Source organism: Mycobacterium sp., assembly GCF_035499775.1.
Classification (GTDB): Bacteria; Actinomycetota; Actinomycetes; order Mycobacteriales; family Mycobacteriaceae; genus Mycobacterium.
Window position 1 is genome coordinate 1 of the sequence record NZ_DATJYB010000041.1, and the last position, 24,136, is coordinate 24,136.

Genomic DNA, 24,136 nt, shown 5'->3' on the forward strand with positions numbered 1-24,136 from the left:
CGCATTGTCATCAAGACTGTCTGAAGCCACCACCTGGTCAACCGTTCTGCAACGGAATGGCGAGGTTATAGAACTCAGTTCACCGAAACCGTTTAGCCGCGCCAGCAGAGTCGATCCTGCCGTCGACGAAGGAGACGTTGATGGCCCAGGTAGATGCCCGCCAAGCAGCTGAAGGCGACCCGTACGTTCGGTTCACCGCAGAAGCGGCCTGAAACGTGCCTCGCTCGGGCTTCAATCCGCTGTCGGCTTGGAGTTAGCCCCCGCTTTTGGCAGGCTGGGGGCCATGGCTTCTGCACCGTATGGGGTTCGGCTATTGGTCGGCGCGGCGACAGTCGCCGTCGAGGAGACGATCAAGCTGCCGAAAACCATCCTGATGTACCCGATGACATTGGTCAGCCAGGCGGCGCATCTGGTGATGCGTTTTCAGCAGAACCTGGCTGACCTGGTGATCAAGGGCGACAACACCCTGGAGTCGCTGTTCCCGCCCAAGGACGAGCAGCCGGAGTGGGCAACCTTCGACGAGGACCTCCCCGACGGCGAGGGGGCTCTCGCGCTTTCCGACGGCGCCGACGCCGATCGCCGGGCCGAGGGACGCTTCGCGCTGTACTCGGTGACCGACGCACCCGCCGATCCCCCGACCCAGCCGACCGCCAAGCAGTCAAAGCGGTCGGCGGGCAAGACGGTTCCGGTGCCGACGGTGGCCACCGAACTCGACTATGCGGAGCTGACGCTGGCTCAATTGCGGGCCAGGCTGCAACCGCTGCATGTCGACGAACTCGAAGCCCTGCTGGCCTACGAGCAGGCCACCAAGGCCCGTGCACCGTTCCAGACGCTGCTCGCCAACAGGATCACCCGCGCGACTGCGAAGTGACCCCGGCCGCAGAAGCGAATTCCGCCGAGAATCCGTTCCCGGTTCGCGCGGTGGCCATCCGGGTCGCGGGCTGGATCGACAAGCTGGGCACCGTCTGGGTTGAAGGGCAGTTGGCCCAGGTCAACATTCGGCCGAACTCCAACAGGGTGTTCATGGTGCTGCGTGACCCGGCGGCCGACATGTCGCTAACGGTGACGTGCTCGCGCGACTTGGTGCTGCGCGCGCCGGTGAAATTGACCGAAGGCACTCAGGTCGTGGTCTGCGGCAAGCCCTCCTTCTACACCGGACGCGGCACATTTTCGTTGCGGCTCAGCGAGATTCGCGCTGTCGGTGTGGGCGAGTTGCTGGCCCGCATTGATCGGCTGCGCCGTCTGCTGGACGCCGAGGGGCTGTTCGACCCACGACTCAAGCGGCCGATCCCGTTCCTGCCCAACACGATTGGGCTGATCACCAGCCGGGCCAGCCACGCCGAACGCGACGTGACGACGGTGGCGACCAAGCGCTGGCCCGCGGTGCGCTTCGCTATCCGGCACGCTGCCGTGCAGGGCGTCAACGCCGTCCCACAGCTCGTCGACGCACTGCGCGAGCTGGATCAAGACCACGACGTCGACGTGATCGTGGTGGCACGCGGCGGCGGCAGCGTGGAGGACCTGCTGCCGTTTTCCGACGAGACGCTGTGCCGGGCGATCGCTGCCTGCCGCACCCCGGTGATCAGCGCGGTCGGCCACGAACCCGACAATCCGCTGTGCGATCTGGTCGCCGATCTGCGCGCCGCCACCCCGACCGACGCGGCCAAACGGGTGGTCCCGGACACCGTCGCCGAGCTGCAGTTGATCGAAGAGCTGCGCCAGCGCAGTGCGCAGGCGTTACGCAATTGGGTCTCTCGTGAGCAACGCACGCTGGCCCAATTGCGCAGCCGCCCGGTGCTGGCCGCGCCGCTGACGGCGCTGACGGCGCGCGCCGACGAGATCCACCGAGCCCGGTCTGCGATCCGGCGCGACGTCAGCCGGTTGATCGCCGCCGAGGGCGATCGCGTGAGTCATCTGGGCGCGCGGCTGGCCACGCTGGGGCCCGCGGCCACCTTGGCCCGGGGTTATGCCGTCGTGCAGACGGTTCCGGCCGGTCCGGAACCGATGCAGGTGTTGCGGTCGGCCGACGACGCCCCGGCCGGCACCAGGCTGCGGGTCCGGGTCGCCGACGGCGCAGTGTCGGCGGTCAGTGAAGGGCGTGCCGATGGTCGGTGAAGAAGACTTGCGCGCAGACGGCCAGCGAATTACGCCCATTAGTCAGCTTGGCTACGAAGAATGCCGGGACGAGCTGATCGAAGTCGTACGTCTTCTCGAGCAGGGCGGACTTGACCTCGATGCGTCGCTGAAACTTTGGGAAAGAGGCGAACAACTAGCCAAAAGGTGCGAAGAGCACTTGGCGGGCGCTCGCCAACGAATAACGGATGCACTGGCCGCCGGCCAGGCCGACGAAGACTGAACTCAGCCCAATTGGGAAAAGAAGTTCCTTGCCATACTGAAACACGTTTTAGTTATGCTTCGCCGCATGGGTGATGCATCGCTGACAACCGAACTTGGCAACGTCCTGGTCACCGGCGGCTCAGGCTTCGTCGGCGCCAACCTGGTGACCACACTGCTCGACCGCGGACACCAGGTACGGTCCTTCGACCGCGCGCCGTCGCCGCTACCACAGCATCCGAAGCTGGAGGTGCTGCAAGGTGACATCACCGACGAAGCCGTCTGTACCGCGGCGGTGGACGGGATCGGCACGATCATCCACACCGCGGCCATCATCGAGCTGATGGGCGGGTCGTCGGTGACCGAGGAATACCGCAACCGCAGTTACTCGGTCAACGTGGGCGGCACCAAGAACCTGATCCATGCGGGTCAAAAGGCCGGCGTGACACGGTTCGTCTACACCGCATCCAACAGCGTGGTGATGGGCGGCAAGGCCATCTCCGGCGGCGACGAGACACTGCCCTACACGGAGCGGTTCGCCGACCTCTACACCGAAACCAAGGTCGTCGCCGAGAAGTTCGTACTGTCTCAGAACGGCGTCGACGGCATCCTGACCTGTTCCATCCGGCCCAGCGGCATCTGGGGCCGCGGCGACCAGACGATGTTCCGCAAGCTATTCGAAAGCGTGGTGGCCGGCCACGTCAAGGTGCTGGTCGGCGGCAAGAACGCCAAACTGGACAACTCCTACGTGCACAACCTGATTCACGGCTTCATCCTGGCCGGCGAGCACTTGGTGGAGGGCGGGACGGCACCCGGACAAGCCTACTTCATCAACGACGGTGAGCCGATCAACATGTTCGAGTTCGCGCGACCGGTCGTCACGGCATGCGGTGAGCCCTGGCCGAAATTACGGGTGTCGGGCCGGCTGGTACGTGATGCGATGTTGGCATGGCAGTGGTTGCACTTCAAGTTCGGGTTCCCCAAGCCCATGCTGGAACCCCTTGCGGTGGAACGACTTTACCTCGACAACTACTTCTCCATCGCCAAGGCGCAGCGCGATCTGGGCTATCGTCCGTTGTTCACCACCAAGCAGGCCATGGACGAATGTCTGCCCTATTACATCGAGCTTTTCGAGCAGGTCAAGGCGTCGTCCAAGCCCCACCTGGCGTCCGTCGTCGCCGCGCCGCCGCCGGAGTAGCGATGCGTTTGCAGCCGCGAAAGTGGCTCGCGGGCAACAGATATGAATACTGAATTCACGCCCACCCAGAAGCGCGCGCTGGCGGTCTTCACGATCATCGCGCTGTTGTTCGGCGCGTACTTCCTGCGCGACTACTTCGTCCTGATCGTGGTGGCCGCGGTCGGGGCGCATCTGTTCACGCCACTGTTCAATTGGTTCAACAAGCGGATGGGTACCGGGCTGTCGGCCACCTGCACCCTGTTGTCGGCGCTGGTCGTCGTCATGGTGCCGGTCGGACTCGTGATGCTGTTGGCGATTGCCCAGATCGCCCGCACGGTCGACCACGTCGCCGAGTGGGTCAAGTCAACGAATCTGAGCGAGCTCGGCGACCGGGCGCTGCACGTCGTCAACGACCTGCTCGCCCGAATCCCGTTCGTGCACACCACGGTAACCTCGGAGATGCTCCGCAAAACGCTGGTCTCGGCGACACAGACCGCCGGCAAATGGCTCCTGAAAGTCCTGCAGGACGCGGCCGGAAGCATTCCCGGGGCGGTCACGGCGGCCATCATCTTCCTGTATGTGTTCGTCGCGCTGTTGGTGAACCGCGAAAAGTTACGGACCCTGATCGGACAGCTCAACCCGCTCGGCGAGGAAGTCACGGACCTGTACCTGCGGAAGATGGGCTCCATGGTGCGGGGCACTGTGAACGGCCAATTCGTGATAGCGGCCTGCCAGGGCGTCGCCGGCGCCGCATCCGTCTACATCGGCGGATTCCACCACGGCTTCTTCATCTTCGCGATTCTGCTGACCGCATTGTCGATCATCCCGCTGGGCGGCGGGATCGTGACGATTCCGTTCGGCATCGGGATGATGTTCTTCGGCAATGTCGTCGGCGGCGTGTTCGTGGTGCTGTTCCATCTGGTGGTGGTCACCAATATCGACAACTTCTTGCGCCCAATCCTCGTTCCGCGCGACGCCCGGCTGAATTCGGCGCTCATGCTGCTTTCGGTGTTCGCAGGCATCGCCATGTTCGGCCCCTGGGGCATCGTCATCGGCCCGGTGCTGATGATCCTGATCGTCACCACCATCGACGTCTACCTGGCCGTGTACAAAGGCGTTGAGCTGGAAGAGCATAACGACGAACCCCGCCGCCGCAGCTGGCTGCCACGCCGCAAAGCCAAGAGCGGTCAGCCCCTCGAATCAGACCCGGCGCCAGACGCCCAGCTACCGGAAGCCGACCATCTCGGCGCCCCAGGCGGCCCGGATGTGTGAGTCGAGATCGTGCACGATGGTGTCGCGCTTGTTTATGGTCAGGCATGCGCGGTCGGTTTCCTGGTAGGGCGTCCATTCGGGCTCGCCGGCCGGCCCCTGGGGCTTGCCGGCCGAAGCGAAGTTGATCCACCGGGTCCGTACTCGGTGCGAGATCGCCTTGGCGGTTTTGGCGCCGCCGAGCTTCAAGGTGGGATCCTTGGGCGCCCCGAGATTGCCCCAGACATAAGGTAATTCGGTCGCATGTGCGGCTCGGACCAGCAACAGCTTCAGCAACGGGGTCGAGTAGTCGAAGCGATACAGATACACCGGCGCCACCAGGCCGTGCCCCTCGGCCAGCCACACCGACGGCATCCGAAATCCAACATCGGTGGCAATGCTGATACCCCGTGACTTGCGCCGCATTCGCGGGTAGGCCAAGACGATCTGTTCCTGGGTGGGTAACTGCAAATCGGGCTGTTCGGCAGCGATCTGGGTAAACATCGACGTGATCGCGCTCGGAGTGATCGGCATCAGCGGCGACTTCATCAACCGGAAGAGCGTCGCCTCATGCTTATTGGTGCCGATGATCAACGGCACGGGATGGGTGCGGCCCTGCTGCGCGAGCTTGACCGGGTAATCGCTCAGCAACTCGCCGTCGACAATCGGGACCAACGCCAGCCTGCCGGGATTGCGCACCGGAACCTCGTTGAACACGTCGTTGGCCGCGGTCACGATCGCGGCGGCCGGCACATCACGCAACCGCTGGACCTCGGACGCGGTGAGCTCCAGCTCCTCGAGGACCGCTGTAGCGACGCGCTGGGCGCTGTCACGGTCGTATACCGATGTGGCCGGCGAGCTTTGGGCGATTGCCCCGGCGAACAGACCCGCGGCCGCCGGGACGCCGAGCAGTGTCGTGACGATGCCCGCCCCGGCGGATTCACCGAACAGCGTGACCCGCTCCGGGTCGCCGCCGAAAGCCGAGATGTTGTCGCGCACCCAGCCCAACGCCGCCAAGACGTCACGCAGCCCGATGTTCGAGTCGAAACGTGCGTCGAACGACGACAGGTCCACAAAGCCGAGCGCGCCGATCCGATAGTTGATCGTCACCACGACCACCCCGCCGTCACCGGCCAATGCGCGACCGTCGTAGAGCGACTGGCTGCCCGATCCCAGGATGTAGGCGCCGCCGTGCAGCCACACCAGCACCGGTTTCCGATCACCGGGTTGGGTATCAGAAGGTGCCCAGATGTTCAGGCGCAGGCAGTCTTCGCCCTGCGGCGCCCCCAGGTCGATGGGGATGTTGGGCAGCGACGGCTGCGGGCAGGCCGGCCCGAAGGAGGTGGCGTCGGCCACCTCGGTCCACGGTTCGGGCGGCTGCGGCGCCCGGAAGCGCAGGTCGCCCACCGGCGCGGCGGCGTACCGAATGCCTTTCCACGCCCTGACCCGCCCGTCGATGATGCCCAGGACGGGGCCGCAGCTGGTGTCGACCACACGGTTGTCGATCGTCATGACGGTCCTGCGCCTTAAACGTCTTGGGTGAGCCGCTCGGTGAGGAACTCGACCACCCGCTTGCGGGCCTCATAGGCCGGCTGGCCGTCGACTTCACGGACCTCGTCGGTGAGCACCGAGTGCGCCATGCGGCCGAAACCGCCCTTGTTGCCCGGGCGCGAGTCGATCTCGATCACCTCGAACGCGTCGCCGAGCCGGTCCTTGAGCGTCTTGAAGCGTTCGCCCGGCGCCATCTTGTCTTCGCTGAACCGCAAACCGATCGCGCACAGGCCCTCGCTGGCACAGCGGTCGGCGACGCTGGTCAGCTCGGCTTGGCTCATCCCCGGGTCCCGACGCTGGGCTGCGGTCAGCGGAAACGGAACGGACGGCTGAGACAGCACCGGGGCCAGCACGCTGTCGTCGACGGCGGCGGCCAGCGCAAACCCGCCGGTGAAGCACTCGCCGATCACGCCGACGCCCTTGCCCGGTGTCGACGCGTTGAGGTCACGCGCCAGCGCGCGCAGGAACAGCGACACCGGCCGCTGCTTGTTCAACGCGAGCGCCGCGAATTCCCTTGACACGCAGGCCCGCGTGATGGAGCTGAGGATGTAGCCGTTCGATTTCGGCTTGCCCGGCTCGCCGAACAGCGACGGGATTGCGACGGTGAATCCGTTGTCCACCAGATGATTGCCCAGCCCGAGTACGCCCGGATCGATTCCGGGTATCTCCGGAATCAGCACCACCCCGGGGCCGGCACCTTTGCGATACACGTCATGCGTGTAGCCGCCACCGGTAAACGGTGCCGCCGTCCATCCGGACAGGTCTGCCTTGGGCGCAGTCACTCGGTGTCCCTTTCTCTTGGACCGGCTATCGAGTCGGTAGCGGCGGCTGCGATTGCGTCGCCGACGCCAGCGTACGGAACTGGTCGGTGCCGCCGGAACCGGTGATCGCCAGCTGGGCGCGGCCGCCGGGGCCGGTGAGGGCGGTGGTCCAGACCGGTTCGGCGTCGGCGCCTTGACCGCTGGCCTGATAGACGACCCAGTTGGTGCCGGCGACGTCGACCGCACCGGTCGGGAACGCCGACCGATGGATGGAGCCGACCAGTTTGTCCTCGTCGGCGTTGCTTTGCGTCAGGCTCAAATACTGTCCGGTCGGACTGATGTATCCGACGGTCGACGTGGCCGCGCTCAGCCGTTGACCGCTCGACGGGTCGGTTCGCCCGTTCTCGATACCGCCGCGGCTGCCGGAGTTGGGATGCCAACCCGCGGGTAGCGCGGGCTGCCGAATCGGGAAGCCCAGCGTGGCGGCGTCTGCGTGCAAGGCCGCCGCCGCGTCATAGGACGGGATCGGTCCCTCGTTGGTCCGTCCTGGCTGAAACGAACACATCCCGACCAGGCCCGCCAGCAGGATGCACCCGATGACCAGCGGGGCGAGCGACCAGAACATGTCGCGACCGTCCTGCAGCAGCCGTGGTTTGGGGGGTCTTGCAACAGGCCCGGGCACCGGCTCGGGCGCCGCAGCCCGCTCGCTCGCAGCCCCGGCATCCTGGGCGTCCGGCGTTGGGTCCACGGTCACGCCCCGAGTATCCCAGCCCACGAGGAGCGCCCTGAGCCCAGCTCCAGCCCACCGATCTGCTTCTGGGACAATCAGCAACCATGACAGCTGAGGTGGCGGGACGCGGTCCGTCGCAGGCGCGGCCACCGCGCGGTGAAACCCCAGATCGCAACCTGGCCCTGGAACTGGTGCGGGTTACCGAAGCCGGTGCCATGGCGGCCGGCCGCTGGGTGGGGCGCGGCGACAAGGAGGGCGGCGACGGCGCTGCGGTCGACGCCATCCGCGAGCTGGTGAACTCGGTCTCGATGCGCGGCATAGTGGTCATCGGCGAGGGCGAGAAAGACGAAGCGCCGATGCTCTACAACGGCGAAGAAGTCGGCAACGGCGACGGCCCGGAATGTGACTTCGCCGTCGACCCGATCGACGGCACCACCCTGATGAGCAAGGGCATGCCCAACGCCATCTCGGTGTTGGCGGTGGCCGATCGCGGGGCCATGTTCGACCCGTCGGCGGTGTTCTACATGAACAAGATCGCCGTCGGGCCCGACGCCGCCCATGTGCTGGACATCACCGCGCCGATCGCCGAGAACATCCGGGCGGTCGCGCGGGTGAAGGAGCTATCGGTGCCCGACATGACCGTGTGCATCCTGGACCGGCCGCGGCACGCTCAGCTGATCGAAGACGTGCGCGCCACCGGGGCCCGGATCCGGTTGATCACCGACGGCGACGTCGCCGGCGCGATCTCGGCCTGCCGGCCCGAGTCGGGCACCGACATGTTGGCCGGCATCGGCGGCACCCCGGAAGGCATCATCGCGGCGGCGGCGATCCGCTGCATGGGCGGCGCGATCCAGGCGCAGCTGGCACCCAAGGACGAGGCCGAACGCCGCAAGGCGCTGGATGCGGGCTACGACCTGGACCAGGTGCTGACCACTGAGGACCTGGTGTCGGGTGAGAACGTCTTCTTCTGCGCCACCGGGGTCACCGAAGGCGACCTGCTCAAGGGTGTGCGCTACTACCCGGGCGGCTGCACCACTCAGTCGATCGTGATGCGTTCGAAGTCGGGGACTGTCCGGATGATCGAGGCGTATCACCGGCTCTCGAAGCTCAACGAATACTCCGCAATCGATTTCACCGGCGACAGCACTGCCGCCTATCCCCTCCCTTGATAAAGCCGTAGTCAACGCCGACCGAACCCCGAGGAACAGGATCCCAATTCATGGCCGAGGACACCGAATACCGCATCGAGCACGACACCATGGGCGAGGTCCGGGTGCCGGCAAAAGCGTTGTGGCGCGCCCAAACTCAGCGCGCGGTGGAGAATTTCCCGATCTCGGGCCGAGGCTTGGAGCGCGCTCAGATCCGCGCCTTGGGCCTGCTGAAAGGCGCTTGCGCGCAAGTGAACAAGGAACTCGGGCTGCTGGCACCGGAAAAGGCCGACGCGATCATCGCCGCCGCCGCCGAGATCGCCGACGGCCAACACGACGACCAGTTCCCGATCGACGTCTTCCAAACCGGCTCGGGCACCAGCTCGAACATGAACACCAACGAGGTGATCGCGTCCATCGCGGCTGCCGCAGGCGTCACGGTTCATCCCAATGACGACGTCAACATGTCGCAGTCGTCCAACGACACCTTCCCGACCGCCACCCACATCGCGGCCACCGAAGCCGCGGTGCGTCATCTCATACCGGCGCTCGAGGAACTGCGCGAGGCGCTGGCGGCCAAGGCCCGCGAGTGGCACACGGTGGTCAAGTCGGGCCGCACCCACCTGATGGACGCGGTTCCGGTGACGCTCGGCCAGGAATTCAGCGGGTACGCCCGCCAAATCGAGGCCGGCATCGAAAGGGTGCGCGCATGCCTCCCCCGGCTGGGTGAACTGGCGATCGGCGGCACTGCGGTGGGTACCGGCCTCAACGCTCCCGAGGGTTTCGGCACCAAGGTGGTCGAGACGCTGGTCGCCGAGACCGGTCTGACCGAATTACGCACGGCGGCAAATTCTTTCGAGGCCCAGGCGACCCGTGACGGGTTGGTCGAGGCGTCCGGCGCGCTGCGCACCATCGCGGTGTCGTTGACCAAGATCGCCAACGACGTCCGCTGGATGGGATCCGGCCCGCTGACCGGCCTGGCCGAAATCCAGCTGCCGGACCTGCAGCCGGGTAGCTCGATCATGCCGGGCAAGGTGAACCCCGTTCTGCCGGAGGCGGTTACGCAGGTGGCCGCGCAGGTGATCGGCAACGACGCCGCGGTCGCCGTCGGCGGCTTGTCGGGCGCCTTCGAACTCAACGTCTACATCCCGATGATGGCCCGCAACATCCTGGAGTCGTTCAAGCTGCTGACCAATGTGTCGAAGCTGTTCGCCCAGCGGTGCATCGTCGGACTGAAGGCCAACGTCGAGCATCTGCGCGAGCTGGCCGAGTCGTCGCCGTCCATCGTGACACCGCTGAACTCGGTCATCGGCTACGAGGAGGCCGCCGCGGTGGCCAAACAGGCGCTCAAGGAGCGCAAGACCATCCGCCAGACCGTCATCGACCGCGGCCTGATCGGCGACAAGCTGTCGATCGAGGAGCTCGACAAGCGTCTCGACGTGTTGGCGATGGCCAAGGTGGCGCAAGACTAGACCAGACAGGGCCTGACCAGGCCCGAAAAGCGCGACGTCAGGTTTGCGCACATAATTGCGAGGACGCGATCGCGTGGCCACCTCGGCGGTGGCCTTGGAAAGGTGAGGGTGATTCGGCAATGACGACTCCTGGGGGCGGTCCCTACGGTCAGGATCCCTACGGAACGAATCCGTATGGGCAGCAGCCAACTTGGGGCGGCCAGCCGCAAGGCGCGTATCCTCCGGTCGACCCGTACCAACAGGGCGGACAGTACCCTCAATACCCGCAGGACACTCAGGGTTACGCGCCCCAGCAGTACCCAGGGGCCGGCCAGCATGTGCCTCCCGGGTGGTCAACCGGGCCTTACCCACCCGGACCGCCGCCGAAAGGACCTGGCGGCTCGAAGACGCCCTGGCTGATCGGCGCCGGCATCGCGCTGGTGGCCATCATCGCGCTGGTGGTCATTCTGGTGGTGTTCCTCGGCAACGACCACAAGTCGAACACCGCCACGTCGACGACGACGGCGAGCGCCGCCCCGACCTCGCAGCCGGACACCTCCCAGCAGGTCGCAACCGACTGCATGCCGAATGCGTCCCCGGGCGACAAGCCCACCAGCGACATGGTCAGCGCCGGCAAGCTGTCCTTCCCGATCAGCGCGGCACCCGGTTGGCAGCCGTTCGCCGACGACCAGAACCCGAATCTGATCGGCGGGACGGGCGTGGCCACCGAGGTGCCCGGCGCCAACCAGTGGATGATGTGGGCCGAAGTCGCCGTCACCAACTTCGTCACCAGCATGGACGTCGCCGCGCAGGCATCGAAGTTGATGGACTGCGTTGCCGCCGGACCGGGCTACGACAAGGCTTCGCCGACCCTGGGTCCGAAGAAGACGTCGTCGATAAAGGTGGACGGGGTCAACGCCGCGCGGGTGGACGCCGACGTCACGATCGGCGACGCCGCACGCAACGTCAAGGGCGACTCCGTCGTCGTCATCGCGGTGGCCACCAACCCGGTCACCATCTTTCTGGCCGGAACACCCATCGGCGACGCGCCCTCAGCGGGCGTCGTCAACGGGGTCATCGCGGCGCTGAAGGTCGTCAAGAGCTAGAGCGGCGCCGCCGGCGCCGAGACCTGGGTGGCTTCGGAACGGCCGCGCAGCACGGTGGAATAGCATTCGGCCCAGTGGGCGCGCTCGTCGTCGGCGGCGCGTTCGATGGCAGCGGCCGAGCACAGGATCCGCCGGTCGGAGGTCTTGGCAAGGTCGGCCAGCCGCGCGGCCTCGTTGACCGCGTTGCCGATCACCGTGTATTCGTAACGGTTTTCGGCTCCGATGTTGCCGGCGAAGACCCGGCCCGCCGAAACCCCGATGCCGAAGTCGACGGGCAGCCGGCGCAGCGCGGTACCCAAAGTGCGTGCCGTCGCCAGCGCCGCCGACGCCGGGTCGGCCAGCTTGAGCGGCGCGCCGAAGATGGCCAGTGCGGCGTCTCCCTCGAATTTGTTGATCAGCCCGTTGTGGTCGTCGACGGCATCGACGACGATCCGGAAGAAATCGTTGAGCACTTCGGCAACCTCTTGCGGCGGACTGCTTTCCGCCAACTTCGTCGAGCCCACCAGGTCGATGAAAAGGACGGCGGCCTCCACCACGTCGCCCGACAACGACGCACCCTCTTCGAGGGCGCGCTGGGCCACGTCGGCTCCGACGTGGCGCCCGAAAAGATCATGCAGCCGGTCACGTTCGGCGAGCCCGGCCACCATCCGGTTGAATCCGGTTTGCAGACGCCCGATTTCGGAGCGCTCGTAGGCGCCGATGTAGGTCTCGAGGTAGCCGTGTTCCACCTCGGCCATCGCGTCGACCACCTCGCTGAGCGGATCCGCGATGGATCGGGAGGTGAGGATCATCGTCGGCAGCCCGAGCACCACCGAGGCCAACACCACCACCAATATGGGCACATCCACCGACGCGGTTTTCGGAATGATCCAGCCGTTCTCCCGAAGAATCACGAAGGTCGCGATGATCGCGACGGGAAGTGCGGCACACAGAAACCACATCAGGACCAGCCGCGCGAGCACTCCCGGTGTCGCCAGATGAGGCTCGCTGCCCCGGGTCGCGGCCACCATGATCGGACGCAGGGTGCGCTGCGCGACCAGCAGGCCAGTGCCCGCGGCGGCTATCCCGCCGAGGACCACCCCCAGCAGAATCGGCAACAGCAGCGAGACCCCGCCGCGGTAGTTCACCAGCATCAGGACCGCCCCGCATGCGGACCAGACACCCACCAGCAGCGCCGATTGGCGGGCGGCGAGCTTGAACGCGGCGGCGCGCTGGTTCGCGTCCGGCTGTTCTCCGGCGACATACCAGCGCAGGGTGGGCGCCAGGACCAGTGCGCCGGTTACCCCGACGATGACGATTCCCATCGTGACCAGCACCGCCACCAACGTGGTGTTGTTCCGGGCAAAATCGGCATTCGCCGCACCCGAGGTGTGGCCCCGCAGTGGTATCAGGATCGCGGCCGCGCCGGTGACGGCGGAGACGTAGGCCACGGCGAGGTCGATCGCATATTGAAACAACAACCTGCGTGCGGTCTTTGGATGCTCTTCGCTGTCAGGCACCGTTGTTCGGTCCGCCCGAGTTCTGGCCGGCGATGTCGGTGATCGGGAAGTTGGGCATCGGCTTGGGCGACGGCGTGTTGGGCAGCGTCGGGATGTCGCCGGGCGGGATGTCATGGAGTTCGTTGACGGGCGGGCCGTTTTCACGGCTGCCGTAGCTGGTGCCGGGTGCCCGCGGCCCGAGCATTTCGCTGACCGTCACCAGGCGGTAGCCGTTCGCCTTGAGCACCGGGATGAACTGGTACACCAAGTCGACGGTGCTCGAATAGGTGTCGTGGAACAGCACCACCGAGCCCGGCTTGATCTGCCGCATCAGCATGTACCGCGTCGCCGCCGTGTTCGAGTCGTTGGCCCAGTCGAAAGGAATGACGTCCCACAGTATTTCGGCGAGGCCGAATTTGCCCGCGGTTTGGCGCACCGCATCGTTGGACAGGCCGCCGGCAGGACGCCACAGCGACGGCGTGCGGCCTGTCGCCGCCTTGATCGCGTCGTTGGCCCTGGAGAACTGCCCGGCGATGTCCTCGGCAGGGATCGTCGTCATGTTGGGGTGTTCCCAGGTATGGCTGCCGACCTCCATGCCGGCGTCCGCGACGCGCTTGGCTCCCGCCGGGTTGGCCGCCACCTTGTTACCGATCAGGAAGAAGGTGGCCTTGGCGTCGGCGTCCTTGAGGATTTGCAGCAGCCGGTCGGTGTAGGGCCCCGGGCCGTCGTCGAACGTCAGCACGACGCATTTCACCACCGAGCAGCTCGAGGTGTCGGCGCGCGTCACGTGCCCGGTGAGGCCGCCGATGACCAGCACCGCGGCCGCCACCACGACGCCGAAGACCGTGCGCCAGTAGCGCCAGGCCTGGCTGTCGGGTCGTTTCCGCACCATGGCAGCTTACCGGGCGGCAGCGCGGATCCCGTCGTCAGCGCACGATCAGCGCAGGTCAGGACCGCATCAGTGCGGCCCGGTGATCTCTTCGAGCATCTCGGTGACCAGGGCCGCGATCGGTGACCGCTCGCTGCGCAACAGGGTGATGTGGGCGAACAGCGGGTGGCCCTTGAGCTTCTCGATCACCGCCGCAACACCGTCGTGGCGGCCGACGCGCAAGTTGTCCCGCTGGGCGATGTCGTGGGTCAGCACCACCCGCGATCCGGTGCCCAACCTCGACAGCACGGTCAGCAGCACGTTGCGCTCCAGCGACTGTGCCTCGTCGACGATGACGAACGAGTCGTGCAGCGAGCGGCCCCGGATGTGGGTCAGCGGCAGCACCTCGAGCATGCCCCGGGAGAGCACTTCGTCGAGCACCGCCGGGCTGGCCAGGCCCTCGAGGGTGTCGAACACCGCCTGCGCCCACGGGCCCATCTTTTCGCTCTCGCTGCCCGGCAAATAGCCCAGCTCCTGGCCGCCGACCGCGTACAACGGGCGGAACACGACGACCTTGCGCTGGGTCCGGCGCTCCAGCACCGCCTCCAGCCCGGCGCACAACGCCAGCGCCGACTTGCCGGTGCCGGCCTTGCCGCCCAGCGACACGATGCCCACCGACTCGTCGAGCAGCAGGTCGAGGGCCACCCGCTGCTCGGCGGAACGGCCGCGCAGGCCGAACACCTCGCGGTCGCCGCGTACCAGCTGGACCCGTTTGGAAGCCGTGACCCGTCCTAGCGCGTGCGAGCTGCCACCCAGCAACCGAATCCCGGTGTGACAGGGCAGATCTCGGGCTTCGGCCAGGTCGATCTCGCCGTCGGCGAACAGCGCGTCGATGTCGTGCGCCGCCGTTTCGATCTCGTGCATCCCGGACCAGCCGGAGGCGACGACGTCCTGGGCGTGGTATTCGTCGGCGGCCAAGCCCACCGCGGCGGCCTTGACCCGAAGGGGAATGTCCTTGCTGACCAGGGTGACTTGGTTGCCCTCCGCGGCGAGGTTGGCCGCGCAGCACAGGATGCGGGAATCGTTGCTGTCGGTCCGGAAACCTGCGGGCAGCACCGCCGGGTCTGTGTGGTTGAGTTCGACGCGCAGCGAACCGCCTTGTGTGCCAACCGGAATGGGCTGGTCGAGCCTGCCGTGCTCGAGCCGAAGGTCGTCGAACAAGCGCAGCGCCTGGCGGGCGAACCAGCCCAGCTCGTGATGGTGGCGTTTGGCCTCCAGCTCGCTGATCACTACCAGGGGGACGACCACGTCGTGTTCGGCGAACCGGCTACACGCCCACGGATCGGACAGCAGCACGGAGGTGTCGAGCACGTACGTCCGGATATCGGTCACAGGCGCTCCTCGCGTCTTCGAAAGGCGACAGCGCCCGCGCGGACCCACACAGGCATATCGGCGGGGGCCACGGCACCAGGACCGGGGCCGGTCCTGCCGTTGTAGTAACCGGAGATACCGCCCTGGCAGCAGAGTATGTCGCTGGCCATCGAATGCGACGCTACTCCGCTGGCGAGACCCGCGCAGAGCAGGCGCGCCGAGGTCGGGAAATCTACTTAGCCGGAGACGAATTGCTTGAGTTGCGGCTCGTCGGCCAGCCCCCATGCGGTGATGCGTTCCGAGATCGCCTGCCGCAGCTGCGCGGCGTCGAATATCCCGGCATCGGCGACGTTGCGCAGCTTGTCCTCGTAGCCGTCGATGTCGGCGCCGAGGACCTCGAGGTCGGCGGCACGCGAGGCAATCGCTGCGATGGTCTCGTCGCGGTTGTACTGGAGGCAGTGCGCGACCAAGTTGGCCCAGAACTCCTCGTGCCGCGCTTCGTCCCTGGCGATCCGGTCGACCAGCCCGGCCAAGACCGGCTCCTCGATCTGGGCCGCCAGGTTGTGGCAGTAAACAGCGTAGGAGCGCTCGGAGAACGCCATGTAGGCCAGCGTTTCGAGCTGTGAGAGCGTTTCGCCGCGGTAGCCCTTCATCACGTGCCGGACTCGGACTTCCTCGTTGGCGGTCGGGTCGACCTCGCGGGTCACCACCAGGTAATTGCGCAGCGCGATGGCGTGCAGGTGCTCTTCGGCGGTCCACCTGCCGAGCCAGCGACCCCACCAGTCCTCGAGGATGAAGTGCTCGACGAGTTCGCGGTGATGGGCGGCGAGGTTGTCCTTGAGGATCAGCAGGATCTCGCACGCGTCCGTGATGACTCTGGGCAGCGTCGCCTGAGACGGATCCCAATCACGTCCACCAAGGAACGCGAAGTTCTCGCCCCGATCGAACGGAACGTAGTCGTGGGCGTACCAGAGGTCCTCGGTGTCGAGGTGTCGATCCCAGTTCTCCAGGACCACCGGCTCGAGCTCGATGATCAGCGCGTTAGCGACAGGTTTCTGTGCCATGCGGTAACTGTAACTTGCATACACAGGTTCTATGAAATTGAGGGCGCCCGCGTGTCGGGCGGGCCCCAGCGGTCAGCGACCGACGAGGCTCCAGTCCTCGAGGCCGTCGTACAGCGGGAACTCCCTGGCCAGCCGGGTCACCCGCTCGCGCAGGCCGGCCACATCGGCCTCCGAAGCCGACGTGCCTGCCGCCAGGGCGGTCGCGATGACGTCGGCGACCTCGCTGAACTCGGTGTCGCCGAAGCCGCGGGTGGCCAGCGCCGGAGTCCCGATCCGTAGGCCCGAGGTCACCATCGGCGGCCGGGGGTCGTTGGGGACGGCGTTGCGGTTGACCGTGATGCCCACCTCGTGCAGCAGGTCCTCGGCGACTTGGCCGTCGAGCGGCGAGTTGCGCAGGTCGACCAGCACCAGGTGGACGTCGGTGCCGCCGCTGACCACCGACACGCCGGCCCTGGCGACGTCGTCGGCCAGCAGTCGGTCGGCCAGGATGCGGGCGCCGGTCAGAGTGCGTCGCTGCCGTTCGGCGAATTCGGGAGTGGCGGCGATCTTCAGCGCGACGGCCTTGCCCGCGATGACGTGCATCAGCGGTCCGCCCTGCTGGCCGGGGAACACCGCGGAGTTGACGGCTTTGGCGTACTCCTGCTTGCCCAGGATCATGCCGGAGCGGCCACCGCCGAGGGTCTTGTGGATGGTGGTGGACACCACGTCGGCGTGCGGCACCGGAGACGGGTGCAGGCCGGCGGCCACCAGGCCGGCGAAATGCGCCATATCGACCCACAACTTGGCGTCGACCTCGTCGGCGATCGACCGGAATGCGGCGAAGTCCAGCACCCGCGGGTAGGCCGACCAGCCGGCGATGATCACCTTCGGGCGGAACTGGAGGGCCTGGGCCCGCAGCGCGTCCATGTCGATCACGTGTGTCGTCGGGTCGACGCCGTAGAAGCCGTTTTCGTACAACTTGCCGGAGAAGTTCAGCCGCATGCCGTGGGTCAGGTGCCCGCCGTTGGCGAGGTCCAGGCCGAGCAGCCGCTCTCCGGGCGACATCAGCGCGGCCAGCACGGCGGCGTTGGCCTGGGCGCCCGAATGCGGCTGCACATTGGCGAAGTCCGCGCCGAACAGCGCCTTGGCCCGGTCGCGGGCGATGTTCTCCACCACGTCGACGTACTCACAACCGCCGTAGTAGCGCCGGCCGGGCAGCCCCTCGGCGTACTTGTTGGTCAGCACACTGCCCTGGGCTTGTAGCACCGAGCGCGGCACGAAATTCTCCGAGGCGATCATCTCGAGGGTGTCGCGTTGCCGGCCCAGCTCTTTGCCCAGCATCTCGGCGATATCCGGGTCGACCTCGGCCAGCGGGGCGGACATGACGGAAACGGAGGGGCGAGCATCAGGTGCGGCAGTCACGGGCGCCAGTCTATCGAGCGTGCTGTTCCGCAGCCGAGCTCACGTGGCGGATATCTTGTGCCGAGCGCCACTTTGGCCAGCCCCCAGCCGTCGGGCGTGAGCCCTCCCTGCGACACTGAGACCTATGCCGCGGCTGAGCGAGCCGAGCCCCTACGTGGAGTTCGACCGAAAGCAGTGGCGTGCGCTTCGCATGTCGACGCCGCTGGCCCTCACCGAAGAGGAACTGATCGGCCTGCGCGGCCTGGGCGAGCAGATCGACCTGCTGGAAGTCGAAGAGGTCTATCTGCCCCTTTCCCGGTTGATCCATCTTCAGGTCGCCGCCCGCCAGCGGCTGTTTGCCGCCACCGCGGAATTCCTCGGCGAGCCGCAACAAAACCCGGACCGGCCGGTGCCGTTCATCATCGGCGTGGCCGGCAGCGTCGCGGTCGGCAAGTCGACCACCGCCCGTGTGCTGCAGGCGCTGCTGGCCCGCTGGGAAAACCATCCCCGGGTGGACCTGGTCACAACCGATGGCTTCCTCTACCCCAACGCCGAACTCGACCGGCGAAACCTCATGCACCGCAAGGGCTTTCCGGAGAGCTACCACCGCCGGGCGCTGCTGCGGTTCGTGACCTCGGTGAAATCCGGCTCCGACTACGCGTGCGCGCCGGTGTACTCACATCTGAAGTACGACATCATCCCCGGCGCCAAGCATGTGGTCCGCCATCCGGACATCCTGATCCTGGAAGGCCTGAACGTGTTGCAGACCGGTCCGACGCTGATGGTGTCGGACCTGTTCGACTTCTCGCTGTATGTGGACGCCCGGATCGAAGACATCGAGCAGTGGTACGTGTCGCGTTTCCTGGCCATGCGTGGCACCGCGTTCGCCGATCCCGAATCACACTTCCACCACTACTCGGCCCTGTCGGACCCGCAGGCCGTCGTCGCCGCCCGCGAGATCTGGCGGTCGATCAACCGGCCCAATCTGGTCGAGAACATTCTCCCGACCCGCCCCCGCGCCACCCTGGTGCTGCGTAAGGACGCCGATCACTCCATCAACCGGCTGCGCCTGCGCAAGCTGTAACCGGCCAAAAGGCCCGCAAAAAGCCGATGCGGGGCAGCACACCCAACGGGCAACGGTGGCGCCCCGCATCGGCGGGAGGGGAGGCTACGCGCTGATCCGGCGCACTCCCAGGTACTGCAGGCCCGCGAACAGCGCGGTGTACACACCGCTGGCCAGCGTCGCGGCAACTCCGAACGCCGTCATGGGCACCAGAGCGGCGGCCACGATCGCGGCCACGGTGTACACGATGTTGGCCGCGACGACGCCGATCCCGGCGCGACGCAGGTTGGGCAACGCCGCCAGGCTGAACACCACGAGTCCGTAGAGCACGAAGAAGGCGCCCATGCTGTACTCCTGGATGGACGTCAGGCCGGTCAGCGACGACAGCGGGTCGGCGATGAAGGCGGCGGCCAGGCCCATCAATCCGGTCAACGTTGCGTCGGCGCGCATCGCGAACCGGAGCAGCGAGTCGGTCGAGTCGTATAGGGGCCGGGTTGTCATTACAGCGGTCATGTCGTTACTCCTTCAGGCGGGCGGGTCGAACATGTTTGAGCGTGCCGTCCGACTACTGCCATATCGACTCGTGGCACTGCCAACTACTGCCACGTGTACAACGACCAGGTAGTTCACCGGGCTATTCCCGGCTGGCGAAAAAAAGATTTGATCTAGGTCACACCTCGGCACGACACTTATTCGGCGCCGTGGCGCGCCCGGATTGTTCGAAGTGCGGGTTCAGGTCCACGAACAGACGGTTCAGCAACTCGTCCAAGGCGTCGATTGTGGTCGCCAACGCTCCTGAACGTCCGGGGCTCGCGATACGTAGATCGCCAGTTCGAGCAGTGCCGCGCTGAGCATGTAGGCGATGGGCTCGACGAGGGCGGCGGGGAGTTTGGCATCGGCCGCGATGGCCTTGATGCCGGCGCGCAGCATTCCGAATGCGTGCTTGGCGTCGATTTCGCGCCACCGGTCCCAACCGACGACCGCGGGGGCGTCGATCAGGGCGATGCGCTGGGCGGCCGGATCCTCACTCAGCCGCAGCCAGGCCAGGCATCCCGCGCGCAGCGCGTCGCGCGGGTTGCGCTCGGTCGCAGCGGCGGCCGCGACCGAGCGGGCAATCCGGGCTTCGGTCGCCTCAAGCACGGCGTCGAACAGGGCCGCCTTGCCCTCCGCGGGCGGCTGGAACGAGATGACCTCACCGTGCTCGGCTACCGGTTCGCCGGAGATCGCTTCTGCACCGCGGCACGGTTTGCGGCCTACCGGGCCGCGCTGGGCGATCGATTCGTCGCCCGGGTGCTGCCGGACGACGCGGCCAACCCCGATTGCCCACCCTTCTTCCGCGACGTGATCGGCTGCCCGCACAGCGTCGTGACCGCCCACCTGATCGACGAAGCGGGGCAGCCGACACTGGCCGCCCGAGACGAGATTCTGACGTTCTTCGCCGCCCGGCTCACTCGCTCGGAACGGTGACACGCCCGCGCAGATCGGCGGCGATGAGCCGCGCCGCGGCGTTTTGCCAGTTGTGCAGCGAGCGCTGCGGCACTTCGGTGACCAACCACTGCCAGGCCTGCCGGGCCGTCGGATCCAAACCGGCGGCGGTCGCGTTCTGCGCGTACGCCCGCACGCCGACGACGTACGGGAAGTACAGCGCGTTGTAGTAACGCCACTCCTCGGTGGTGCCGAAGTCACCGGCGTCGCGCGGCTTGAGCCGTCCGATGCCGGCGGCGAGGACGGCTTTGAGCTCGTTGGCCCGCTCCAGCGGGTGGTCGGGTGCGCCGCGGGCGGCCAGTCGCTCATCGATCACGGGCAACGCCGTCAACGGGCTGGCGACCAGCTTGGTCAGGTCGGCGTAGTGGCCCAACGCGCGGCGGGTGAGCCGGACGAAGGTGTCGTCGTCGACATCGCCGAGCGGATCCTCGGATCGCAGCGGCAACGCCGCCCCGGTGTGCCGCAGCGCGGCCCGGTCGGCGCGCAGCGTGGGCGACTTGGAGAAGGCCAGCCGGTCCAGGATCCCGGCCATCGGATCGGCCAGCACCTGCACCGTGATCGAGATCGCCAGGCTGGTGAACAGCAGGACTGTCAGCGCGGTCTGCGCGGTGGGCTCATCGCCGGTCATCGCCAATCCGATCAGGGCCTGTCCCCCGAACAGCGTCGCTACGGCCGAACAGCCGGCGAACGAGCGCATCATGTCGGCCCGCAGCGCCTGTCCCTCGTCGAACGCGTCCCACCGCGCCACCGCAATGCCGAGCGCCAGCACGTCGAAACCCGTCGAGGCCAGGGCCAGCCAGCTGGGCACCAGACCCAGCGGAATGATCAGGATGGCATTGGCCAGCGCGAAGAACAGTGTCGCGACGATCACCAGGCCGGCCACCGGCACCGGCTGCGCCGGTCGTCGCACCGCCGCGACCATCGCAGCAAGCGTGGACGTCGAGATCACCGCGAACATCACCACGTGCCCGGGCCGCAGCGGACCCTCGACGCTGCCCGCCATGATCGCGCCGAGCAGCGTCAGCGCGGCCACGCCCCCGACCAGCAGCAGCTCCTTGGTGCGCGCCCGCCAGGTCTCACCCGGCCGGGACAGCTCGACCAGCACCGCGAACCACGCCACACTCGGTACGGCGGCGAGGTAGATCTCGACCTGGCCGAGCAACCGGGCGTGCGCGACGCTCACCGTCCGCACCGCGTCCAGCGCCACCACCAGCGCGAACCCGCCGAGCCCGACCGCCGCCAACGCGAGCACCGGCTTGCGCGGGTCGCGGGCCAGCAGATACAGCCCCAGCCAACCGCTCAGCGTGAACACCACCGCCGACAGCGCAGCCATGCGTCCAGTCTGACACGTGTGCCGACCCGCTGCGCCCGGCTACGCCGCGCTTGCGATCGGCACGGGTTCCGATGGTGCCGACCCGCTGCGCCCGGCTACGCCGCGCTTGCGATCGGCACGGCTACTTCCCGTATCTGCGGTGGCGCTGGCTGTAGTCACGCAGCGCGCGCAGGAAGTCGACCCGGCGGAATGCGGGCCAGTGCGCTTCGGTGAACCACATCTCCGAGTAGGCGCTTTGCCACAGCAGGAATCCGGACAGGCGTTGCTCCCCGGACGTGCGGATCACCAGGTCAGGGTCAGGTTGGCCAGAGGTGTAAAGGTTTTCGGAGATGCCCTCGACGGTCACCGAATCGACGAGTTCGTCGGCCGTCGCACCGTTGGCCAGTTGCTTGCTCAACAACGCGCGCACCGCGTCGACGATCTCCCGACGCCCGCCGTAGCCCACCGCGACGTTGACATGGAAAGGCGCGGTGCCCGGTGTGGACTCCACCGCCTCGCGCAACCGTCGGGCCGGTTCTTCGCCGATCAGCTCCAGATCCCCGACGGTGCGCACACTCCAGCGGTTGGCCGGGGCGCAGATCTCCTCGACGACATCGGTGATGATTTCGATGAGCGCGGCCAGCTCGTCGGGGTCGCGTTGCAGGTTTTCGGTGGACAGCAGGTACACCGTGGTCATCTCGATGCCGGCTTCCTGGCACCACCGCAGCATCTCGGCGATCTTGGCGGCACCCATCCGGTAGCCGTAGCTGACGTCGTTATAGCCCGCGCTGCGCGCCCAGCGCCGATTACCGTCGCACAGCACCGCGATATGTCGGGGCAGATCGGATTTCGAGGCGGCCAGACCCTGCCTCAGCCGCAGCTCGTAGACTCGATACAAAGGCTCTTTGAGCCGCGGCGGGATGATCTCCACGGGTCCACATTACTGTGACGGGGACCAATTTCCGGACCGCAAATGCGGCAACATCACGTCACGTCGAACGGCGTCCGACGAACATCGGCGCTACTGTGGTTGGCGATAACGCCCACTGGCAACAGCAGGCAACAGAAAGGACCCGGCCAGGTGAGCACGGTCACGAAAACGGAGCCCGAGTCACCGGCTCCCAATCCGGGCAATGTTGCCGAACAACTGGTCGAGGGCGTAGCCCGGGTACTGACCAAGCCGCGTTTCCGGGGCTGGATCCACGTGTATGCCGCAGGGATCGCGGTTTTCGCGGGCGCGTCCCTGGTCGCAGTGTCCTGGGCGGTGGTATCCACCCGCGCCGGGCTGGCCACCCTGGGGTACACCGCGGCCACGGTGCTGATGTTCACCGTCAGTGCCACCTATCACCGCGTCAAGTGGAAGTCCGAGACCGCCCATAAGTGGATGAAGCGGGCGGACCACTCGATGATCTTCGTGTTCATCGCGGGCAGCTACACACCCTTTGCGCTGCTGGCCCTGCCAGGCCATGACGGGCATGTGGTGTTGGCGATCGTATGGGGCGGCGCGCTCACCGGGATTCTGCTGAAGATGCTCTGGCCGTCGTCACCGCGCTGGGTCGGCGTGCCGCTCTACATCCTGCTGGGTTGGGTGGCGGTCTGGTACACCGGCACGATCCTGCACAACGCCGGAGTGGCGGCGATGGTGTTGTTGTTCGTCGGCGGCGCTTTGTACAGCATCGGCGGTGTCCTGTACGCGCTGCGCTGGCCCGACCCCTGGCCGACGACGTTCGGCTATCACGAGTTCTTCCACGCCTGCACCGCGGTGGCGGCGATCTGCCACTACATCGCGATGTGGTTCGTGGTGTTCTGAGCCTTATGCGTTGACTCTGCGTCCACGGCGCGAAAGTGCGAGTAGCGTACGCCGCCAGCGCAGAGTCAAGGCCTGCCCAGCGCCGCGGCGAGCTCCGCGGCCCCGGTGACCGGCAGATCGCACGTCCGTCCCCGGCACACGTAGGCGGCATCAGCCCCGCCCACTCGGTCCCGGCCAGCCAGCAGCGCCGACGAATCCACCTCACCCCCGACGACGATCGCCCCGCCTGGTGCCAGCCGGCGCGCGTCGGCCAGCAACGACGACCCCGACGGCCGGCACGCGACGGCGATCTGCAGCGGTCCGCGCACCGCGGACTCGGCGACGGCCAGCCAATGTCCCGCCGAGCGCGGCGCGCGTGCCAGCAACACCGACGCCATCCGCAAAGCGTCGGCCGCGCCCTGCAGATACCGCTCGGCCCGTTCGCCGTCGACGAGGTGCGCCGCGGTCAGCAAGGCCTCGGCGATCGACGACGCACCCGACGGCGTCGCGCCGTCCAGCGGGTCGGCGGGCCGCAGCATCAGCTGCTCGGCATCATCGGCGGTGTCGAACCAGCGGCCGGGTTGCTGCGGATCAGCGAAGCGCTCCAATGCGATGTCCAGCAGGCCGGTGGCCGCCGTCAGCCAGGCCGCATCGACGGTCAGCTGGTACAGCGCCAGCAACCCGGTGGCCAGCATCGCGTAGTCCTCGAGGATCGCGGCGCTGTCGCCCACCACACCGCCCAGACTGGCCCGGCGCAACCGGCCGTCGACGACGTGGGTGTCCAGCAGCCTGGTCGCACACCGCTGCGCCGCGTGCGCCA

Annotated in this window: 22 protein-coding genes and 2 pseudogenes; 11 read left to right on the plus strand and 13 right to left on the minus strand. The window is 67.1% G+C overall.

Going from position 1 to position 24,136, the window contains the following annotated elements; all coding sequences use genetic code 11:
• Positions 1 to 283: 283 nt before the first annotated feature.
• The 5 genes from VML93_RS02410 to VML93_RS02430 are packed head-to-tail and all read left to right on the plus strand — an operon-like array spanning position 284 to position 4,783.
• A complete protein-coding gene (locus VML93_RS02410; protein ID WP_325607304.1) occupies positions 284 to 871 on the plus strand; it encodes a lipid droplet-associated protein in 588 nt (195 codons plus the stop codon).
• Positions 868 to 2,115: an exodeoxyribonuclease VII large subunit gene (gene xseA / locus VML93_RS02415; RefSeq protein WP_325607306.1), complete on the plus strand. Its 1,248-nt coding sequence runs from the start codon at positions 868 to 870 to the stop codon at positions 2,113 to 2,115. The genes VML93_RS02410 and xseA overlap by 4 nt, the downstream gene beginning before the upstream one ends.
• Entirely contained in the window at positions 2,105 to 2,356 is a 252-nt protein-coding gene (locus VML93_RS02420) for an exodeoxyribonuclease VII small subunit (protein ID WP_325607308.1), read from the plus strand. The genes xseA and VML93_RS02420 overlap by 11 nt, the downstream gene beginning before the upstream one ends.
• Before the next feature lie 54 nt (positions 2,357 to 2,410).
• Positions 2,411 to 3,532 carry a 3-beta-hydroxysteroid dehydrogenase gene (locus VML93_RS02425; RefSeq protein ID WP_325607310.1) on the plus strand — a complete coding sequence of 374 codons (1,122 nt, stop codon included), beginning with the start codon at positions 2,411 to 2,413 and terminating at the stop codon, positions 3,530 to 3,532.
• A 42-nt stretch (positions 3,533 to 3,574) separates the two neighbouring features.
• A complete protein-coding gene (locus VML93_RS02430; RefSeq protein WP_325607312.1) occupies positions 3,575 to 4,783 on the plus strand; it encodes an AI-2E family transporter in 1,209 nt (402 codons plus the stop codon).
• Here the strand turns inward: VML93_RS02430 and VML93_RS02435 are convergent.
• From VML93_RS02435 to VML93_RS02445, 3 genes are read right to left on the minus strand one after another with little or no spacing between them, the layout of a single operon-like run.
• Entirely contained in the window at positions 4,736 to 6,271 is a 1,536-nt protein-coding gene (locus VML93_RS02435; RefSeq protein ID WP_325607314.1) for a carboxylesterase/lipase family protein, read from the minus strand. The genes VML93_RS02430 and VML93_RS02435 overlap by 48 nt on opposite strands.
• A gap of 14 nt (positions 6,272 to 6,285) precedes the next feature.
• A complete protein-coding gene (locus tag VML93_RS02440) occupies positions 6,286 to 7,092 on the minus strand; it encodes a dienelactone hydrolase family protein (protein WP_325607316.1) in 807 nt (268 codons plus the stop codon).
• A gap of 25 nt (positions 7,093 to 7,117) precedes the next feature.
• Entirely contained in the window at positions 7,118 to 7,819 is a 702-nt protein-coding gene (locus tag VML93_RS02445) for a DUF4245 domain-containing protein (protein ID WP_414686263.1), read from the minus strand.
• Positions 7,820 to 7,905: 86 nt separating this feature from the next.
• Here VML93_RS02445 and glpX point away from each other — a divergent pair, with 86 nt between their 5' ends.
• The 3 genes from glpX (at position 7,906) to VML93_RS02460 (ending at position 11,506) form a co-directional block, all read left to right on the plus strand.
• Entirely contained in the window at positions 7,906 to 8,970 is a 1,065-nt protein-coding gene (gene glpX, locus VML93_RS02450) for a class II fructose-bisphosphatase (protein ID WP_325607318.1), read from the plus strand.
• A gap of 50 nt (positions 8,971 to 9,020) precedes the next feature.
• Positions 9,021 to 10,421 carry a class II fumarate hydratase gene (locus VML93_RS02455; protein WP_325607320.1) on the plus strand — a complete coding sequence of 467 codons (1,401 nt, stop codon included), beginning with the start codon at positions 9,021 to 9,023 and terminating at the stop codon, positions 10,419 to 10,421.
• A 119-nt stretch (positions 10,422 to 10,540) separates the two neighbouring features.
• Positions 10,541 to 11,506, plus strand: coding sequence for a hypothetical protein (locus VML93_RS02460; RefSeq protein WP_325607324.1), 966 nt, complete (start codon positions 10,541 to 10,543; stop codon positions 11,504 to 11,506).
• On the opposite strand, the gene VML93_RS02465 is transcribed toward VML93_RS02460, so the two are convergent.
• From VML93_RS02465 to glyA, 5 genes are all read right to left on the minus strand, one after another.
• Positions 11,503 to 12,963, minus strand: coding sequence for an adenylate/guanylate cyclase domain-containing protein (locus VML93_RS02465; protein WP_325607344.1), 1,461 nt, complete (start codon positions 12,961 to 12,963; stop codon positions 11,503 to 11,505). The two genes, VML93_RS02460 and VML93_RS02465, sit on opposite strands and share 4 nt — an antisense overlap.
• Positions 12,964 to 12,997: 34 nt before the next feature.
• Positions 12,998 to 13,873: a polysaccharide deacetylase family protein gene (locus VML93_RS02470; protein WP_325607326.1), complete on the minus strand. Its 876-nt coding sequence runs from the start codon at positions 13,871 to 13,873 to the stop codon at positions 12,998 to 13,000.
• 69 nt (positions 13,874 to 13,942) lie between these two features.
• Positions 13,943 to 15,244, minus strand: coding sequence for a PhoH family protein (locus VML93_RS02475; protein ID WP_325607328.1), 1,302 nt, complete (start codon positions 15,242 to 15,244; stop codon positions 13,943 to 13,945).
• A gap of 215 nt (positions 15,245 to 15,459) precedes the next feature.
• On the minus strand, positions 15,460 to 16,287 hold the full coding sequence (locus VML93_RS02480) for an acyl-ACP desaturase (RefSeq protein WP_325607330.1): 828 nt from the start codon (positions 16,285 to 16,287) through the stop codon (positions 15,460 to 15,462).
• Positions 16,288 to 16,359: 72 nt separating this feature from the next.
• Complete coding sequence (glyA, locus tag VML93_RS02485) at positions 16,360 to 17,649, minus strand: serine hydroxymethyltransferase (protein WP_325607348.1); 1,290 nt, start codon at positions 17,647 to 17,649, stop codon at positions 16,360 to 16,362.
• Positions 17,650 to 17,812: 163 nt separating this feature from the next.
• Between glyA and coaA the strand changes: the two genes are divergently transcribed.
• Complete coding sequence (gene coaA / locus VML93_RS02490; RefSeq protein ID WP_325607332.1) at positions 17,813 to 18,751, plus strand: type I pantothenate kinase; 939 nt, start codon at positions 17,813 to 17,815, stop codon at positions 18,749 to 18,751.
• A gap of 84 nt (positions 18,752 to 18,835) precedes the next feature.
• Here coaA and VML93_RS02495 read toward each other — a convergent pair whose 3' ends face one another.
• Together VML93_RS02495 and VML93_RS02500 are read right to left on the minus strand one after the other, a co-directional pair.
• Positions 18,836 to 19,243: a hypothetical protein gene (locus VML93_RS02495; protein ID WP_325607334.1), complete on the minus strand. Its 408-nt coding sequence runs from the start codon at positions 19,241 to 19,243 to the stop codon at positions 18,836 to 18,838.
• A 240-nt stretch (positions 19,244 to 19,483) separates the two neighbouring features.
• Complete coding sequence (locus tag VML93_RS02500; protein WP_325607350.1) at positions 19,484 to 19,870, minus strand: hypothetical protein; 387 nt, start codon at positions 19,868 to 19,870, stop codon at positions 19,484 to 19,486.
• Positions 19,871 to 19,891: 21 nt separating this feature from the next.
• On the opposite strand from VML93_RS02500, the pseudogene VML93_RS02505 reads away from it, so the two are divergent.
• Positions 19,892 to 20,197, plus strand: a pseudogene (locus tag VML93_RS02505) (dienelactone hydrolase); the annotation flags it as partial.
• Here the strand turns inward: VML93_RS02505 and VML93_RS02510 are convergent.
• Together VML93_RS02510 and VML93_RS02515 are read right to left on the minus strand one after the other, a co-directional pair.
• A complete protein-coding gene (locus tag VML93_RS02510; RefSeq protein ID WP_325607336.1) occupies positions 20,178 to 21,548 on the minus strand; it encodes a hypothetical protein in 1,371 nt (456 codons plus the stop codon). The pseudogene VML93_RS02505 and the gene VML93_RS02510 overlap by 20 nt on opposite strands.
• A 121-nt stretch (positions 21,549 to 21,669) precedes the next feature.
• Positions 21,670 to 22,458 (minus strand): (2Z,6E)-farnesyl diphosphate synthase, encoded by a 789-nt coding sequence (locus VML93_RS02515; RefSeq protein WP_325607338.1) that lies wholly within the window; start codon positions 22,456 to 22,458, stop codon positions 21,670 to 21,672.
• A 105-nt stretch (positions 22,459 to 22,563) separates the two neighbouring features.
• On the opposite strand from VML93_RS02515, the gene trhA reads away from it, so the two are divergent.
• Positions 22,564 to 23,337 (plus strand): PAQR family membrane homeostasis protein TrhA, encoded by a 774-nt coding sequence (gene trhA, locus VML93_RS02520; protein WP_414686264.1) that lies wholly within the window; start codon positions 22,564 to 22,566, stop codon positions 23,335 to 23,337.
• A 65-nt stretch (positions 23,338 to 23,402) separates the two neighbouring features.
• Here the strand turns inward: trhA and VML93_RS02525 are convergent.
• A pseudogene (locus VML93_RS02525) lies at positions 23,403 to 24,136 on the minus strand (hypothetical protein); the annotation flags it as partial.

Coding starts and splice junctions, on each gene's coding strand:
- coaA (WP_325607332.1), top strand. CDS start 17,813: ATGCCGCGGCTGAGCGAGCCGAGCCCCTACGTGGAGTTCGACCGAAAG.
- VML93_RS02425 (WP_325607310.1), top strand. CDS start 2,411: ATGCTTCGCCGCATGGGTGATGCATCGCTGACAACCGAACTTGGCAAC.
- VML93_RS02455 (WP_325607320.1), top strand. CDS start 9,021: ATGGCCGAGGACACCGAATACCGCATCGAGCACGACACCATGGGCGAG.
- VML93_RS02420 (WP_325607308.1), top strand. CDS start 2,105: ATGGTCGGTGAAGAAGACTTGCGCGCAGACGGCCAGCGAATTACGCCC.
- glpX (WP_325607318.1), top strand. CDS start 7,906: ATGACAGCTGAGGTGGCGGGACGCGGTCCGTCGCAGGCGCGGCCACCG.
- VML93_RS02430 (WP_325607312.1), top strand. CDS start 3,575: ATGAATACTGAATTCACGCCCACCCAGAAGCGCGCGCTGGCGGTCTTC.
- VML93_RS02410 (WP_325607304.1), top strand. CDS start 284: ATGGCTTCTGCACCGTATGGGGTTCGGCTATTGGTCGGCGCGGCGACA.
- VML93_RS02495 (WP_325607334.1), bottom strand. CDS start 19,243: ATGACCGCTGTAATGACAACCCGGCCCCTATACGACTCGACCGACTCG.
- VML93_RS02480 (WP_325607330.1), bottom strand. CDS start 16,287: ATGGCACAGAAACCTGTCGCTAACGCGCTGATCATCGAGCTCGAGCCG.
- VML93_RS02435 (WP_325607314.1), bottom strand. CDS start 6,271: ATGACGATCGACAACCGTGTGGTCGACACCAGCTGCGGCCCCGTCCTG.
- VML93_RS02460 (WP_325607324.1), top strand. CDS start 10,541: ATGACGACTCCTGGGGGCGGTCCCTACGGTCAGGATCCCTACGGAACG.
- VML93_RS02510 (WP_325607336.1), bottom strand. CDS start 21,548: ATGGCTGCGCTGTCGGCGGTGGTGTTCACGCTGAGCGGTTGGCTGGGG.
- glyA (WP_325607348.1), bottom strand. CDS start 17,649: ATGTCCGCCCCGCTGGCCGAGGTCGACCCGGATATCGCCGAGATGCTG.